Annotated in this window: 17 protein-coding genes and 1 riboswitch; of the genes, 4 read left to right on the forward strand and 13 right to left on the reverse strand. The window is 55.3% G+C overall.

Annotated elements, in window-relative coordinates; translation table 11 throughout:
* Positions 1 to 96 precede the first annotated feature (96 nt).
* On the forward strand, positions 97 to 732 hold the full coding sequence (locus FKP33_RS10040; protein ID WP_141334826.1) for a DsbA family oxidoreductase: 636 nt from the start codon (positions 97 to 99) through the stop codon (positions 730 to 732).
* Positions 733 to 840: 108 nt separating this feature from the next.
* Here the strand turns inward: FKP33_RS10040 and FKP33_RS10045 are convergent, their stop codons facing one another.
* From FKP33_RS10045 to FKP33_RS10055, 3 genes are all read right to left on the reverse strand, one after another.
* Positions 841 to 1,200, reverse strand: a complete 360-nt coding sequence (locus FKP33_RS10045; protein ID WP_054798312.1) for a response regulator — start codon at positions 1,198 to 1,200, stop codon at positions 841 to 843.
* Positions 1,201 to 1,238: 38 nt separating this feature from the next.
* Positions 1,239 to 2,213, reverse strand: a complete 975-nt coding sequence (locus FKP33_RS10050) for an HD-GYP domain-containing protein (RefSeq protein ID WP_127605134.1) — start codon at positions 2,211 to 2,213, stop codon at positions 1,239 to 1,241.
* A 145-nt stretch (positions 2,214 to 2,358) separates the two neighbouring features.
* Positions 2,359 to 2,441, reverse strand: a riboswitch (cyclic di-GMP riboswitch).
* A 200-nt stretch (positions 2,442 to 2,641) separates the two neighbouring features.
* Positions 2,642 to 4,201: an AraC family transcriptional regulator gene (locus FKP33_RS10055; RefSeq protein WP_181410106.1), complete on the reverse strand. Its 1,560-nt coding sequence runs from the start codon at positions 4,199 to 4,201 to the stop codon at positions 2,642 to 2,644.
* A 302-nt stretch (positions 4,202 to 4,503) separates the two neighbouring features.
* On the opposite strand from FKP33_RS10055, the gene FKP33_RS10060 reads away from it, so the two are divergent.
* Positions 4,504 to 4,896, forward strand: a complete 393-nt coding sequence (locus FKP33_RS10060; RefSeq protein WP_141334830.1) for a hypothetical protein — start codon at positions 4,504 to 4,506, stop codon at positions 4,894 to 4,896.
* Between the two features lie 68 nt (positions 4,897 to 4,964).
* Here FKP33_RS10060 and FKP33_RS10065 read toward each other — a convergent pair whose 3' ends face one another.
* The 6 genes from FKP33_RS10065 to FKP33_RS10090 form a co-directional block, all read right to left on the reverse strand.
* Positions 4,965 to 5,405: a Dps family protein gene (locus tag FKP33_RS10065; RefSeq protein ID WP_127605140.1), complete on the reverse strand. Its 441-nt coding sequence runs from the start codon at positions 5,403 to 5,405 to the stop codon at positions 4,965 to 4,967.
* 35 nt (positions 5,406 to 5,440) lie between these two features.
* Complete coding sequence (locus FKP33_RS10070) at positions 5,441 to 5,890, reverse strand: Fur family transcriptional regulator (RefSeq protein WP_054798661.1); 450 nt, start codon at positions 5,888 to 5,890, stop codon at positions 5,441 to 5,443.
* 322 nt (positions 5,891 to 6,212) lie between these two features.
* A complete protein-coding gene (locus FKP33_RS10075; protein WP_141334832.1) occupies positions 6,213 to 7,043 on the reverse strand; it encodes a winged helix-turn-helix domain-containing protein in 831 nt (276 codons plus the stop codon).
* Positions 7,016 to 7,414 carry a Fur family transcriptional regulator gene (locus tag FKP33_RS10080; RefSeq protein ID WP_054798516.1) on the reverse strand — a complete coding sequence of 133 codons (399 nt, stop codon included), beginning with the start codon at positions 7,412 to 7,414 and terminating at the stop codon, positions 7,016 to 7,018. The genes FKP33_RS10075 and FKP33_RS10080 overlap by 28 nt, the downstream gene beginning before the upstream one ends.
* A 272-nt stretch (positions 7,415 to 7,686) precedes the next feature.
* Positions 7,687 to 8,322, reverse strand: a complete 636-nt coding sequence (locus tag FKP33_RS10085; protein WP_141334834.1) for an SdpI family protein — start codon at positions 8,320 to 8,322, stop codon at positions 7,687 to 7,689.
* Positions 8,315 to 8,596: an autorepressor SdpR family transcription factor gene (locus FKP33_RS10090; RefSeq protein ID WP_174817556.1), complete on the reverse strand. Its 282-nt coding sequence runs from the start codon at positions 8,594 to 8,596 to the stop codon at positions 8,315 to 8,317. The genes FKP33_RS10085 and FKP33_RS10090 overlap by 8 nt, the downstream gene beginning before the upstream one ends.
* 249 nt (positions 8,597 to 8,845) lie before the next feature.
* Between FKP33_RS10090 and FKP33_RS10095 the strand changes: the two genes are divergently transcribed.
* Positions 8,846 to 10,486, forward strand: a complete 1,641-nt coding sequence (locus tag FKP33_RS10095) for a stalk domain-containing protein (RefSeq protein WP_054798513.1) — start codon at positions 8,846 to 8,848, stop codon at positions 10,484 to 10,486.
* Positions 10,487 to 10,610: 124 nt separating this feature from the next.
* Here FKP33_RS10095 and FKP33_RS27080 read toward each other — a convergent pair whose 3' ends face one another.
* From FKP33_RS27080 to FKP33_RS10105, 3 genes are all read right to left on the reverse strand, one after another.
* Positions 10,611 to 10,772 (reverse strand): hypothetical protein, encoded by a 162-nt coding sequence (locus FKP33_RS27080; protein WP_181410107.1) that lies wholly within the window; start codon positions 10,770 to 10,772, stop codon positions 10,611 to 10,613.
* A gap of 67 nt (positions 10,773 to 10,839) precedes the next feature.
* Positions 10,840 to 11,073, reverse strand: coding sequence for a hypothetical protein (locus tag FKP33_RS10100; RefSeq protein ID WP_181410108.1), 234 nt, complete (start codon positions 11,071 to 11,073; stop codon positions 10,840 to 10,842).
* Positions 11,074 to 11,688: 615 nt separating this feature from the next.
* Positions 11,689 to 12,132: an aminoacyl-tRNA deacylase gene (locus FKP33_RS10105; RefSeq protein WP_141334838.1), complete on the reverse strand. Its 444-nt coding sequence runs from the start codon at positions 12,130 to 12,132 to the stop codon at positions 11,689 to 11,691.
* 98 nt (positions 12,133 to 12,230) lie between these two features.
* Here FKP33_RS10105 and FKP33_RS10110 point away from each other — a divergent pair, with 98 nt between their 5' ends.
* Complete coding sequence (locus FKP33_RS10110; protein ID WP_127605147.1) at positions 12,231 to 14,384, forward strand: YhgE/Pip domain-containing protein; 2,154 nt, start codon at positions 12,231 to 12,233, stop codon at positions 14,382 to 14,384.
* Here FKP33_RS10110 and FKP33_RS10115 read toward each other — a convergent pair.
* Entirely contained in the window at positions 14,381 to 14,869 is a 489-nt protein-coding gene (locus tag FKP33_RS10115; protein ID WP_141334840.1) for a GyrI-like domain-containing protein, read from the reverse strand. The genes FKP33_RS10110 and FKP33_RS10115 overlap by 4 nt on opposite strands.
* Between the last annotated feature and the right edge of the window lie 28 nt (positions 14,870 to 14,897).

Here is a 14,897-nt window from a genome sequence, read left to right on the forward strand (position 1 = left end):
CTTCTGCTTGTCCCTGATTCTAATCTTATATTGCCATCCGCCCCTAAATGTCCCATACTAGAGTTACTTATGAAATTAAAGTGGAGGTGCTGCTTTATGCAAATAGACGTCTACTCCGATATGGTGTGCCCTTGGTGCCGGATCGGCAAGCAAAACTTAAAGGACGCTTTGGCCGCATGGTCCGGCGGCAAGGAAGCGACGATTCGCGTCCGCTCGTTCCAGCTTGATCCGTCGCTGCCGCCCGAAGGACTTCCCTTCCACGACGCGATGGGCAAAAAGATGGGCGGTCCCGCCGGGGTAGCGCAGGTGACGGAGCGCGTCACGCAAGCGGGCGCGGCGGTGGGCGTCACCTTCCGCTTCGATCGGGTGACCCGGATGCCCAGCACGCTGCTGGCGCATCGGCTCGTCGCGCTGCTGCCGGAGGATCGGCAAGCTGCGCTCGTAGACGGGATCATGAAGGCCTACTTCGAGGATGGCCAGGATATCGCGCAGCTGGAGGTGCTGCTGGCTATCGCCGCAGCCCAGGGACATGCCGCCGAAACGCTGCGCAGCCGCCTGGAGCAAGGCGAAGGCGCCGAGCGGGTGAACGCCGATCAGGAAGAAGCGGCTCGCATCGGCGTTACCGGCGTTCCCTTCTTCGTGTTCGATAACAAGTACGCGCTCTCCGGCGCTTATCCCGCTGAGCAAATGATCAAGGTGATGGAGCAAATCGTCTCCGAAGCACAAGGCTAAGCCGTTAGCCAGGCGCAGCCGTAAAACAAAAAAGCAGCCGTCGTTCCCGAAGGGAGGCTGCTTTTTTCCGTTATGAAAATCAAATCCCTTGTTCTGGCCGGCGATGCGCTAGCCCAAAATTTTGGAGATCGCTTCGCCTACCCGATCTTTCTGAAACGGCTTCACGATAAAATCCCTCGCCCCTGCTTGAATGGCCTGCAGAACCATCCCTTGCTGCCCCATTGCCGAGCACATGATGATTTTGGCGCCAGCGTCTATGCTCTTAATGTTCTTAACGGCTTCGATCCCGTCCATATCGGGCATTGTAATATCCATCGTCACCAGATCCGGGCGAAACTTCTCATAAGCCGCAATGGCTTCTATGCCGTTCTGCGCTTCGGCCACCACCTGGTGCCCGAACTCGGTTATCATCTGCTTCAGCATCATGCGCATGAAAGCTGCGTCATCCACGATCATAATGTTAGCCATCCGTTGTCTGCTCCTTCGAAATTAAAATGAACTGCCGATCAACAGCAGCCGGCAATCATGAGCGTAGGGTTGTCGGCTAATGAAACTTCTTGTCCCGTCGTCAGGTAGCGAACGACCGGCCGCTGCATATGATCGGTGATTTTCGTCACGATCGCGTTATCGCCGGTTTGCATCCGAATTTTCGTTCCTGGCGGGTACGAGGGAACGGCTCTTACGAAAGCCTTGACCACATCCGCGTTATAGTTGATGCTGCTCGTAGCCATGATGCGTTCCATCGCATCGTGAGGAGCCGCATCCTGCACCGAGATCAGGTTCTCGTACAGATTGCACACGCCGCAAATTTGCGCATACTCGTGAAAGGTTGCCCCGGAGATGCCGCGCGGGTATCCATGGCCGTCGAGGGTTTCATGATGTTGATACGCAATATGCGCCGACAGCAGACTGAATTCGCGAATGCCGCGGATCAGGTTGAAGCCGGCCTCGGGATGCCCCGTCTCTTGTTGCGCCGTCACTTTGCCGATATCGTGAAGCAAACAGCCTACCGCCAAATCGCGAAGCATCAGGTCGTTGTAACCGAGCGCCTTGCCGACCTGGAGCGCCAGCAAAGCCACGTTGACGGCATGAGCGTAAGGCTTCAGCTCTTCCGCAAGCGTTCTCGAAGGCACCGGGATGACGACCGGCCGGCTTTGAACTTCTCTGATCAGACGGCTGACGCCTGTCAGCACATTTCGGATGGGAAAAGCTTTTTTCGCCTTGACGGCGGCATAAGCCTCCTGCACGTTGTCGATGACATCCATCCAGGTGGGCATGTCCATCATTTCTTCCAAGGTGATCCCCTTGGACTCGGCGTCCTCAATGATCAATTGCTTGATGCCGACCTGGATCAGCTTCTCCAGATACCTCGGATGAATGGTGTTGTTGGCCGCAAGCAGCATGCGCCGCTTGTTGTCGTATACGGGCTGAGCCAGCATCATGGCTTGTTCGTTGTATTCGGTAATCGGGATAAATCTCATCAAGCTCACTTCCCTTTTCATCAAAGTCGATTGGTTTGTCCGATGCGCCGCCGTTGAAGTTCCTTACCGCTGCTCCTCGTTACTCGACCTTCAAAAAAGAAACTACCTCAGCCAAATATCAGGTAGTTTGTCGCGATCTAGCCTCGATGGCAGCCCAGCCGTCATAGCTTCCGCATTAGACCTGTGGCTTTGCGTCCTTATCTTTCAATAAGTTTGCCTTTACATAGGTTGTTAGAACTAATTTCCATATAAACTCTTAGCTCAGCATAGCACATACGAACTAATATTGTAAATAATGATCACTTTTTGTCGAACAAAAAAACCGCCCGAAGCGTCGGACGGTCCTGCCGTATAAAACTTATGCGTTCGCACTTTTGGTTTTTCTGCCTGGAGCCACGAATTATGTTGCGTTTCTGGCAATCGCCGGGTCAGGTATACTGCACCAAGTGGCTTACCATTTGGTCGACGAGGCTCTCGTGCACAGCGGCGTTGTTCATCAGCGGTTGGCGGGTGCGGATGAAGAAGCAGTTTTTCTTCGGGCGGTCCCGGTTCAGGCTCCGCCAGTGATGCTCCAGCTCCGCGCAGCGATCCTCCGAATCGGCAATATCGACCAGGAACACCACATGGTCGCTGTCAAGCTCGGACAGCTCCTGCACCGAAGCGACATCGAGAAAGCTCATGTTCCGGACAAGTGCCGGTGGCGTCACCTGCAGATCGTCGTAGAACAAATCTTTCATCTTCCGCATCTGCATGCCGAATACGCGAAACCCCAGACCCGAAGCGTTGACAAGCAGCACCGACTCGTCCCCGAGCCGTTTGCGCACCAGATAACGCGCATTCTCCGTCTTCACTTCGAAATAGGACAGCCAACGCTCGGCTACCGTCGATATGTCGAGCGCCCGGCTAATATCGAGCAGGCGTTCTTTCCAGGAATAACGCTTCCAGTCGAGCATGACGACCGGAGCGATGCGGGACAAGGCGCGATACACATCATCCGTTACCGGCGGGATGAAGATGAGCTCCGGTGCCTCCACCGCTACCTTGCGCAGTCCCTCCTCCGGAGCTTCCCACCACCCGCGTTCCAGAACGAGATGGGGAGTAATGCCGAGCACGGATAGATCTCCGAGGAAGATCGGCGCCAGACAGGCGATCTTCCTTCTCGCCGACAACGCATATTCGGTCGGAGACATCCCCATATGCTTCTTGAACAACCGGCTGAAATAGTACTCGTCCGGATACCCGACCGAATGCGCCACATCAAGGATCGGCAGCGAGGAATCCGCGAGCAGCGACAAGGACATGTCGAGCCTGATTTTCGTCATGTATTTGTGCGGACTCAGCCCTGTATGGCGGCGGAACGCCTGATAAAACCGGCTCGATCCGACCCCCGACAAACGCGCGATCTCCTCCATATCGAAAGGATTGTTATACCGCTCCACCATATACTGACGTGTCTGCTCGACGTAATCCAGCAGCTCCGCCTCCGGCTGTTTCGGCTTTTGAATTGTCGTCATGTAGGCCGCGGCTAATCCGTACAGATGCGATTGCAGCTGATAATAATGAGCCGCGTCGTCGCCGGAGTCTCCGATGAAATCTTGAATCCAGCTCCGAACTTGAGGAATGCGGAGGCGGATCAGCTCCAGACGTTCCGTGAATATCGGCAGCGGTGAAGCCGGTAAGACGTGGAGCTTCTTCGGCACGCATTGGAAGCGGATGACGACCAGAGCGGCCGTATGATTGGCCGACAAGTTATCGAACGTGCATGCGCTGCCCGGAGGAATGAGGAACAAATCGCCGCCGAGCACGTTGCCCGAAAGCCGCTGACCGCGAGCGCGCAGCGTGACGCGAATCTTATCCTGCTGTACGAAGCCGAAGGCGTATTCGTCCCCTGTCGAGACATCCGCTTGCGAACGGCATGGGATTTTCAACTCTTCCGTGCTCATATATTCGAACAAAAGCTGGTGCAGTTGGGTGCTGTCGTACAACATTCTGCATTCACATCCTTCCGCGTACATAGAAAATAGTAGTGATAATAAAAATCATTGTCAACAAGCTGCTAAATGTTACCTGGAGGGGCAGAAGACATGGATCACGATCGGCACGACAGTTCGGAGCGATCCCTGGCCCCTCGGCCTCGGGCAGGCAAGGAACGCTTCTGCCCCGCTTACGGCTCCCTATGTGTTATGATTGATCATACCTACGCTCGAACAAGGAGACGATGCCGATGCGATGGAAGGCCCTATACGCCTTGTTCCTTATCCTAGGGTCAGCGATGCTCGGAGGGTGCAGCGTGACACACTCCGTGTCTACCCCTGCCGTGAAGGAGCTGCGCCAAGATCTGCGGCAGCTGAGTCCATCGGTGCAGCGCGTTCACGTTACATTCACGCGCCCCAACCTGACCATCCGGGCCGACACGGCAGGGTTGCCGGACCCGGCTGTGCTCGAAGCGATGCTTGAGCGGGTGAAAGCTTTCGCCACTGTCGAGCACGTCAACGAAGCCGCCCATTCCGTGAAGTGGGAGCTGGAAGTGTCCTACGTTCACTTCACGGTGAACAGCGACGGCAACGCGGAGACGGCGGAAGCCGCCTACTTCGCCCGCTATTTCCGAACGTCCGACGCCTCCGACGATTCCCCGGACAACATCGAAGCCTATCGGACCTGGTACGAAATGAAGAAGCCGTAAGCGGAGCACGATGAAATCGGCTTCGCTTACGGCTGGCTGCGGGGCTCGCCCCCGTCAAACAGTAAAGCTTATTTGCCCAAGAACGAATTTAACATCCAAACGTGCTTCTCAAGCGCCGAGTGAATACCGAGCAGCAAATCGCCCGTCGTCTCGTCCTGAATCGATTCGGCGTATTCCATGCCCAGCTTCAATTCGCCGATAATCAGGCTGAAATCGTTAACGATCACCTCCACCATCTGTTCGGCCGATTCCTCTCCGGCGGCTTCCCGGACCGATGCGATTTCCAGACTCCCCGTCATCGTTGCAACCGGCTTGCCCCCTAAGGCGAGTAACCGCTCGGCCAGTGCGTCGACGTGCAGCCCAGCTTCTGTGTACAGTTCCTCGAACTTCGTATGCAGCGTAAAAAATTGCGGACCCTTCACATACCAATGATAGTTGTGCAGCTTTACATACAGCACCGTCCAGTTGGCAATTTGTTTGTTGATCATATCCGTCAGTTGGTTTCTCATTTAAAATTCCTCCTCTTATTTTTCAAATCGGCTTCTTAGATCGCAATGCCTCGCTCCGGCCGCTGCAGGACGGCACATGCCTTACAGGTACCCGTTACTTCCAGGAAAATACTGTGCGCCTGAAACCCCGGACTCACCTCGATGGACGGCAGGGGCAGCGCCCCCGTATAATCCGTCACCCTTCCGCATCGGACACAATACAGATGATGATGCGGAAGCACGTTCGTGTCGTAACGGGCGATTCCGGTTTGACGTACATAAAACTCCTTCAATAAGCCCAAATCGCGCAGCACCCGCATATTTTTGTAAATCGTCGTAATGCTGACGACCCTAGGATAATCGGCATAAATGGCTTCATATAATTCCTCGGCCGAAGGATGGGACAACCTGGCATACAGGTAATCCAAGATGAGTTCACGCTGCGCCGTCATCCGGATACCGGATGCTTTCAAGCGCTCGACCGCTTCTTCGATCGTCACGTTCATGGTATCCCGCCTTTCCATTCGCAATTGCTGTTACCCTCCCGGTGTCATACGGCTTTCCGATATCGATACCCCGTTCGTCGGCCAATGGCACACTTTATCCCGAATCGGCCCGGTAGAAATTACAGTGATCTGCAGCAGGCGAGCCTTGATTCGAAGTTAGTCCAGGTTGTTGCGTGTTCATGGTTCCAACCTCCTTTTATATTTAGACTCAGTCTAAATCTATAAATTGATAATACCATCGAATACCCGTCCGTTCATGAAGGAAAGATGATGTTTTCATGAAGATAGGATGAAGATCCTGCTAACAAGCGTTAGCGGACGATTACTCGTCCGCCAACCGGTAGCCGACACCGCGTACGGTGACAATATAGATCGGAGCCGCGGCGGGATCGCCGAGCTTTTTACGCAAGCTTTTGACATGCACGTCGACGACGTTGCTGCCGCCGAAATATTGACTGCCCCAGACGCGATCCATAATTTCCTCGCGGGTGAGAACGGCTCCACCCTCCTGCATCAGCAGAAGCAGCAGCTCGAACTCTGTTTTCGTGACTTCGACGCGCTTGCCGCCGCGGGAAAGCGTCATCTTCTTCGGATCGAGGGTCAAATCCTTAAACGTGTAGACGGCGCTGTTACCATTAGCGGTTGCAACCGGCGTCGTCACGGCTTCGGCTTGCGCCGCCGACAGCAGCTCCTCCACCCACTGTACGGCATCGGAAAGCGGCATCGGCCAAACGATCGTTTCGGCATTGGCCAAATCCGCAGCCGGCGCATTCTCCTGCACGAGCCACAGGAAGCGCGCGCGGCTGCGCGTATCGGCGACGGCCGCCTGCAGCTCGGCCAGCTCGCCCGCTTCCGCAGCCGCGGCTGCGTCAATGACGACCAGCTCGAGCGGCAGTCCGTCCATGACGGCCGGATCGAAGCGGTGAAAGACGAGCACATCCAGGCACCGCGCCGTCAGTTCGCCAACCAGTCCGCGCAGCCTCTCGGGGAACAGACTGATGACCGCAACCCGCTGCGTTTCGCTGCAATAAGCGCCAATGGCTGTTTCGACGGGTCGCCCCATCTTTTCTGCCGTTTGGCCCGGTGATTTGAACCCCGGATGCCCGATGTCCAGCGACGCCCGCTTCATGAATGAATTGTCGATTTTCTGCATGTCGGACACACCCCTTCGAACACCACGTGCGAATGATCGACCAAGTACGCCGTTTCCTGCTCGACCGCCTGAACCCAGGCGGCAGGCGTCTGGGCTAACACTTCATCGACGCGGCCGCATCGCTTGCATAAGATATGATGATGATCGTCGGTCCGGGCGTCATATCGGCTGGCCGCTTCCCCGAGCTTCAGCTCGCGAATCAACCCCATATCGGACAAATAGCGCAGGGAGTTATATACGGTGCCGTAAGCAAAGTTATGGCCTTTGTCACGCAGCCGTTCGATCACCTCCGCCGCCGTCGGGTGATCGTCGCTATGCTGCAATATGTCATAGATCGCTTTACGCTGCGTCGTTAAATTGAGCTTGGTCATTAGCGTTCATTCCCTCTGATTATATTTAGATTTAGTATAAATCCATAGTGGAATAAGGTCAATACACACCCGGCCGCGCGTGCCCCGCCACTGGCGCCGAACGCTGATCGCAGCGGCAGAAAGGCCATGCCCCATCAAGTCCGATCGACTTGAGAGCATGGCCTTTCTGCCGCGCATTTACTGGCGGGCACCCGCCGGACGGGCGCTGATGGTTTGCGGGCTTCTCTGCTTCACCTTCCGCCAATGAACCCGGGTCGAGGCCGGCAGATCTGCTAGCCTCTTGACTTTCTGTAATACATATAGGACCCGAGATAAGGGACGATCGTCGTCAAAGCGATGAGTCCGATGAAGAAAACGAATTTCACAGCGTCTGGCAGGAAAACGCTTAGCAGCAGAAGTACGCCGCCTGCCACAAATACTCTGCCGCTCAAATAGTGGGTTTTACGCCAAACCTCTTCGCTCGCAAGCGTCCAGGGGGTGCGGACGCCCATGAAATAATTCGTTTTGAACCGCGGCATATAGTTGCCCAGGACGATGAACACAATTCCTGCAAACGGCAGCGCAACATAGTTCATATTGAAGGTGAATCCGTATCCGTAAGCAATTGTAAAGGCATGCAGCACCAGCAGCCCGATCATAATCACATTCCGGATCACATTCACCGAAGACTGGAATTTGCCGTAGTTTTCTTTCTTCGGATCCAATTTCGGCAAATACGTAAGCAAGCTGTGGACAACGATCAAAATGCCAGGGACGAGAAACAAAGCAACCGCCTTGTGCGCATAGTTGTCCGGCTGTCCGTCAACGCCCCAATGAATCGGCATGAGATCCGGCCTCGACGGATACAGAACAATGCCGGCAACAATAGACGCCGCAAGAAGCAGCCAAATAAACCATGGTTTATTCATGATGATCCTTCCCTTCCGGTAGTTGTTGGAATTGCAGCACCCATTTCAACAAATCTTGAAATACCGTCGTGTTCAGCGAGTAGTAAATATGCTGGCCTTCACGTTCGTCCCGGACCAGATCCGCTTGCTTCAATAAACTCAGATGGTGGGAGATGCTCGGTTTCGTCATCTGAAATTGATTGGCGATCTCGCCGGCCGTCAAATCCTTTTCCTTCAGCAGGTCGAGGATTTTCCTTCGAGTCGGGTCGGATAACGCTTTAAAGGCTTGATTGATCGACATCGGCACACCTTCTCTTGCAATTTAAAGTTAAATATTTAGATAAATATCTAACTATCTAGCTGTTTTTAATATACCTTTTGACGTCCAGCCTTGTCAATGCAATAAATGCCTACTCTTCTTCCCAACTCCGAATCCCCCGGCAACCCCCGACTTTATTCCTAATTTATGAGGAGATAAAAGGGGTTTTTGCGTAGAAAAGCGAATAGATAACAACATATGAAGCCAGTCACACAGGAGGTTCACATGAAACCGATGTTACGTTCATTGAAGCTGCTGCTCGTCTTTGGTATCGCCCTCGCTTTATTCGCAGTCGTTCCCGCCCCGGCCCAGGTCAAGGCGGAAACGTTCTATTACATCGCCTATCCGAAAGGAACCGTTGGTCTGAAGAAGCCGACCGTCGGGTTTGCCATAACGGACACCGAAGTCACGATGCTGCATGACATTTCGCTGAAGCTGGACGGTCAAGAGGTACAAGGAACGTTCGACCCGAAATCCATGTCCTACCGCTATACGCCGGCCGGCAACTTATCCGTCGGCGAGCATACCGTCAAAGTTTCCGTCAATTTCACGGGATACGAGCCGATCGAGCAGCAATGGACATTTACAGTTTCCCCGCTCGCCATCGATGAGCCTCCGTCCGACTACTCGGACAAGCAGCTGGAATTGGTGAAAGCCGTCAACGATTATCGGACCTTGTACGGCTTGCCGCCCTTGCAAATCAACCGCCATTTAACGATGGCCGCCAAGATGCACGCCGAATACCTGCACGTCAACCAGATCGACCCGAACAAAGTGTCCCTGCATGACCAAAGCAAGTCGGTGCCCGGGTATACCGGCAGCACGCCGGGCGAACGCGCCGTCTATGCCGGTTATTACGAGGGAGTAGCCGAGGACGTATCCTATAACTACGGGACGCCTGTCGAATCCGTCGACGGACTGTTCGACGCCCCGTATCACCGCATTCCGTTCTTGTACGCAACCGTCAAGGAGGTCGGAGTTGCGGTCGCCGGTCCGATCGTCGTACTGGAATTCGGCTTTCAAGACGAGAACCAGATGGAGCTGCAGGTCACGCCTGCTCCCGGGGACAAATACGTCCCGGTTGCGTTCGAAGGCAATGAAGTCCCGGATCCGATCCGCATGCATACCGCTACCGCTTCGTATCCGGTCGGATATCCGATTCTGGCCCGGTTGACCGGCGCCGACCTGGAGGAAGTAACGCTGTTGGATGCCAAACTGACGGACGCCGCCGGTCAACCGGTCGAGCTGCTGCGCAATTCGCCGAAGAACGACAACCATCTGAAGCAGGAAGTGATTCTGACGCCGGTTAAGCCTCTGCAGCCGGATTCCGCCTATACGGCTTATGTGAAACTATCCGCCAGCCGCAATGGGACGGTCAGCACCTTCGAGCGGAAGTGGGATTTCCGGACGGAGCCCGTTCCAACTGTAGGCAAGGAGAAGCTTCACCAGGATGCCGCGGCTTACAAGAAGCTGGCAGAGCTTCAAGGCGACGCGGCGCACACGGTTTCCTTCGCGCTGAACGGAGACAAGTACGTGCTCGACGGCGTGACGTTTGATATGCATGTGGCCCCGGCCGTGGTCGACGGCTCTGCCTACTTGTGGGTACGCGATCTGGCTTCCGCCCTTGGCGCCGCGGTCACGTGGGATGACGCGCAGAAGGCGGCCATCTATACGAAGAAGGACCGAACGATCACCTTCTACACGACTCGCGGCGCGTATGCCGTCAACGGCCGGGAGTACGTAACCGGGACGGCCGCCAAGCTGATGAACGATCATACGATGATTCCGGTCCGGCTGCTGTCGGAGGTGCTCGGAGCTAAAGTCGAGTACGTGCCGGAGACGCACAGCGTCAGCATCCGGTACTAACCACAACAAACAAGACAAGACCCTCGCTGCAAAGCAGATGATGATCGCCATCCGCTTGCAGCGAGGGTCTTCTTTGTGGGCTTATTTGACGGCCGCTTTGGACCTTCGGTCTTATTCCTCGAGCTTAGGAGACGTTACTCAGCTCAAGCTCGTCTTCTTCGTCGCGGTTAAACGCTTCGCGGTTGAATTCGCCTTCGGCATTCGCTGCGACTTGCTTGACAGTTGGTAAACTTTCACTTTGGTTATTACTGATGTTTTCCGAACCCCGGTTATCACTTTTACCCATGTCTCAACCTACCTTCGGGCAAGATTATGAGACAATTATACCCCGCCGCTAGGACGGGGCACAATGACTAATGGGTGCGGCTACGTCGGGCCGCGCCTTCTCGAAGGATTTGTTCCGTCTTGATGAAATTCGCTTCTGTAGACGATACCCGTGCCAGTATCATTACTGCGCCGATCCTCACCAAGTCCGGATCCTCGCTCCTCATCATATTCATGGCCGTATCTATTCCGGCGTGTGCCAGCTCCAAACACGCCTTCAGCCGGTTAATTTCAATCTGTAGCCATTCCATTTCACCCGACATATTCAACCTCCATATTCACCCGTTTTGGGCTGTATTCGTCGATTTTGCTTCCGTGGAACAATTCAGTTTTCTGTACCATTCTCAATAGAGCCGAAGTCCGGTTTTCTCCTATTTTCTCCCGATTAATACCTAACCTTGTCCGAAAACCCCTCGGACATGTTCACAAAATCAGTTATTTTGTACAGAAGTCCTTGCCGCTGCCGCCAATCCAACGGCAAAGACTCCCCTAAGTAACTTGCTGCCGATCGTGCTGACACTCTTGAAGTCGAACTTGTATGAGTTAAAGAAAATCCCGGCGGCCAAACCGAGTCCGAGCGCGATCCATACCCGATAGCCGAAACCGAGGCGTCTGCGGCCTAAAGCATAAGCAAGCCGATGACCGCCAAGGAAACCGCTAAAGAAACCCCGTTCGTCTGAAAAGCCGTGATCAGGTTGTTCTCCATGGGATCCAGCTCATTTATATATTGTCTATCCGAATAGGTTGATTTCGAATAAAACCGAGTTTACTCCCCGCTATACCGGATGTCCATGTAAAAAGTTGCCGTCGGCTCCGGCCTTGGATACTCGGCCTTCAACACGGGAACACTGGCATTTATGGACATAAATTTTCTCACCTTAATCCAAAAAAGCAACAACTTGATTTATTTTTTCTAAAGCATTTGGGACAATTTTCAGCGTCGATGTCGGTTCTCCCGTACCACCGTAAATAAATGGATAGCGGAAAAGTCCTCGATCTACGATACAAGGCAAAGAAAGCACTATAGAGACACTGCCAACCGTGCAGCCGGTTATCTGTTGGACTTCTTTTGGAGTTGCCATTTTCAATTGATTGCATCCTAAAATTCCCGACACTTCTTCTAAATTTACACGCCCGCGACTTCCAGAAACTATCATCGCAAAGTAGCCTTTTTCTGACTTGAGAACTAATGTAGGTGCTGTCTGACCTATTTCAATTCCAAAATAATCCGCACCTTCCTGTGCAGTACGAATCGGTTTTTCGTGATGAATCATTTCAAATTGAACTCCACTTTCTTGCAAAATGGTTCTTAAATTATCCATGAGGGTTCCCCCGTTTAGAAAGTCTTAAGCAAAGCAGCCGCTTGAAAAGACGATATTTTGTATCACGAATACGAAGCAATAACGTCCAGGAGGTAGCCATGAAGCGAATTTGGTCCATCTACGCCACAGATATGCGAAATGTCGGCCGCAACTGGGCCGCTTCGGTCATCGTCCTCGGACTGATATTCCTGCCTTCGCTCTACGCTTGGTTCAATATTCTGGCCTCGTGGGATCCCTATTCGAACACCGGCTCGCTAGCGATCGCCGTAGTCAATCAGGATCTGGGCACGACCGTCAACGGCCGCGAGCTGCACATCGGGGATGAAATCGTCGCCTCGCTGCGAGCCGATCACCGCATCGGCTGGACGTTCGTCGAAGCGGAGCAGGCGATGAAGGGCGTGCGACGCGGCGATTATTACGCCAGTCTGACGATTCCGCCGGACTTCTCCGAGCGTATCGCGTCCGTGCTGACCGAATCGCCGCGCAAAGCGGAGATCGTCTACGACGTCAACGAGAAAATCAACGCCATTGCTCCGAAGATTACGTCAAAGGGCGCCAGCGGCATTCTGGAAGAGGTCAGCCGCAGCTTCATCAAAACGGCGAACGGCGCCATCTTCGAAATCATGAATAAGGTCGGGCTCGAGCTGGAACGCGGACTGCCGACGATCGAAGCGGCGAAAACCGTCTTGTTCAGGGTAGAGGCGCTGCTTCCCGAAGTCGAACAGGCCGTCGGCACCGGACTTGCCGATATCGAGAAGGCGCAGGACATCGTGCGCCGAACGGAATCGTACTTGCCCGAAGTCGCCAAGCTGGCCGATACGGGTCAAGCCGTCACCGCCCAGCTCGGCCAATGGCTCGAACGAAGCGACGAGGCGCTCAATTCGCTGGCGCCCGGCATCAAGCACGATCTGTTCCTGCTGCAGCAGGCGGCGATCGCCACCGAGCAGCTGACCGGGCTGCTGCAGGACGCCAAACTCGATCCGGCGGCCTTACAGGCCGAGCTGGAACGCGTCAGGCATCGCTTGACGGTCGCCGGGGACGTGACCTCCCGCATGCTGACGCTGTTCGAGCGGCTGAACGGCCTGACCGGCGGCAAGGGCTCCGCGTGGGCCGCGGGAAAGCTGCAGCAGCTGCAAAGCAGCCTGCAGATGCAGACCGCGATCGTAGGCCGCATCGCGGACGCGATCGCCAAAGGCGCCAAGCCTGCGGATGCGCTTGTGAACGACTTGGCGCGCGTGTCCCGGGATGTCTCCGCGGTGCTGGGCGACGTGCTGGAGCGCTACGACGGCGAAATCGCCCCGGGCATCGCGGACGGCGTAGAACGCGCCAAAACGGCGGCGCGTAAGGCGCACGACGCGCTCATCGAGGCGCAGAGCAGCATGCCCGACGTGACGCGCATCGTAGGCGACGCCAGCCGCGGCTTGGCAACCGGGCGCGAGGAGCTGCTTGCCGTTCAACAAGCGCTGCCGCGCATCGGAGCGAAAATCAAGGAGCTGGCCGATCGGGTCCGCGCATTCGAGCGGGAGGGGAATTTGGGCGAGATTTTGCGATTGCTGAAGCTGGACGCGCAGAAGGAGAGCGAATTTTTCGCCGAACCGGTCATTTTGAAAGAAAACAAATTGTTCCCGATTCCGAATTACGGCTCCGCCATGTCGCCCTTCTTCACGACGCTGTCGCTGTGGGTCGGCGCGCTGCTGCTCGTCTCGCTGCTGTCGGTGGACCTTCACGCCGGTGAGGCCGCCCCTTATACGAGCCGCGAGGTTTATTTAGGCCGCTACTTGACGTTTCTGACGTTCGCGCTGCCGCAATCCTTGTTCGTCACGCTCGGCGATCTGTACCTGCTGCACACGTACGCGGCCAATCCGTTCTGGTTCATTGCGTTCGGACTTGTGTTAAGCGCGTTGTTCATGCTGATCGTGTACACGCTTGTGTCGGTGTTCGGCAACGTCGGCAAGGCGATGTCCATCGTGCTGCTCGTGCTGCAGCTTGCCGGGTCGGGCGGCACCTTTCCGGTGCAGCTGACGCCGCCCTTTTTCCAAGCGATTCACCCGTTCCTACCGTTTACGTATGCGATCGGGCTGATGCGGGAAGCGGTCGGAGGTATATTGTGGGAGCTCGTGTTCGAAGACTTGCGGATGCTGGCGCTCTACGCCGCCATCGCCCTGCTGATCGGACTTGCGTTGAAGGAATGGATCAACGCCTCCTCGGCGAAGCTCGTGAATAAAGCCCGCGAAAGCAAGCTCATCCATTAATAAACGCGCTCCACGGGGATCAAAATCGTAAACGCCGGATCGGGGTCGTACGGATCCTGACGCATCGGGTACAGCTCGAAGTGAGTAAGCGTTCCGGGCACGGTCCGGTACCCCTCGCGTTCGATCCAGGCGAATAAGCCGGTGTACGACCGTTCGATCTGCTGCCCTTTGCGGTGCTCCGTCTGGACATAGGTATGTGAAGGGACGGAGAGCCGGGTCATCCCGGACGGAACGTCCTCCGCCCGCTCGACCTCCACGGCCGCATAATGGGTGAAGCTGTCCCTTGCCGGCGTGACGTGATAAGACAGACCTAACAGCACGGCCGGGTCCGCGACATAGCGAATTTCGTTCAGTCTGCTCTGCAGCGCCCGTTGAAGCCCGCGTATCTCCCCGGCGCCCGCTTGCGCGAACGTGCCCTCCCAGCGCAGACCGACCGCTTGAAAAGCCGGACGCGTCACCAGCGTTTTGACTTGCGTCTGTTCCATAAGCACCCTCTCCTTGGCTTTCGTTCGG

This window comes from Paenibacillus sp. tmac-D7 (genome assembly GCF_006519665.1).
Classification (GTDB): Bacteria; Bacillota; Bacilli; order Paenibacillales; family NBRC-103111; genus Paenibacillus_G; species Paenibacillus_G validus.

Bases quoted from the DNA above. Each gene is read 5' to 3' on its own strand.
- FKP33_RS10065 (WP_127605140.1), bottom strand. From the start codon at position 5,405: ATGAGAAACCAACTGACGGATATGATCAACAAACAAATTGCCAACTGG.
- FKP33_RS10050 (WP_127605134.1), bottom strand. From the start codon at position 2,213: ATGAGATTTATCCCGATTACCGAATACAACGAACAAGCCATGATGCTG.
- FKP33_RS27080 (WP_181410107.1), bottom strand. From the start codon at position 10,772: ATGGGTAAAAGTGATAACCGGGGTTCGGAAAACATCAGTAATAACCAA.
- FKP33_RS10040 (WP_141334826.1), top strand. From the start codon at position 97: ATGCAAATAGACGTCTACTCCGATATGGTGTGCCCTTGGTGCCGGATC.
- FKP33_RS10070 (WP_054798661.1), bottom strand. From the start codon at position 5,890: ATGAACGTGACGATCGAAGAAGCGGTCGAGCGCTTGAAAGCATCCGGT.
- FKP33_RS10115 (WP_141334840.1), bottom strand. From the start codon at position 14,869: ATGGAACAGACGCAAGTCAAAACGCTGGTGACGCGTCCGGCTTTTCAA.
- FKP33_RS10075 (WP_141334832.1), bottom strand. From the start codon at position 7,043: ATGCAGAAAATCGACAATTCATTCATGAAGCGGGCGTCGCTGGACATC.
- FKP33_RS10080 (WP_054798516.1), bottom strand. From the start codon at position 7,414: ATGACCAAGCTCAATTTAACGACGCAGCGTAAAGCGATCTATGACATA.
- FKP33_RS10095 (WP_054798513.1), top strand. From the start codon at position 8,846: ATGAAACCGATGTTACGTTCATTGAAGCTGCTGCTCGTCTTTGGTATC.
- FKP33_RS10055 (WP_181410106.1), bottom strand. From the start codon at position 4,201: ATGTTGTACGACAGCACCCAACTGCACCAGCTTTTGTTCGAATATATG.
- FKP33_RS10085 (WP_141334834.1), bottom strand. From the start codon at position 8,322: ATGAATAAACCATGGTTTATTTGGCTGCTTCTTGCGGCGTCTATTGTT.
- FKP33_RS10100 (WP_181410108.1), bottom strand. From the start codon at position 11,073: ATGTCGGGTGAAATGGAATGGCTACAGATTGAAATTAACCGGCTGAAG.
- FKP33_RS10110 (WP_127605147.1), top strand. From the start codon at position 12,231: ATGAAGCGAATTTGGTCCATCTACGCCACAGATATGCGAAATGTCGGC.
- FKP33_RS10105 (WP_141334838.1), bottom strand. From the start codon at position 12,132: ATGGATAATTTAAGAACCATTTTGCAAGAAAGTGGAGTTCAATTTGAA.
- FKP33_RS10045 (WP_054798312.1), bottom strand. From the start codon at position 1,200: ATGGCTAACATTATGATCGTGGATGACGCAGCTTTCATGCGCATGATG.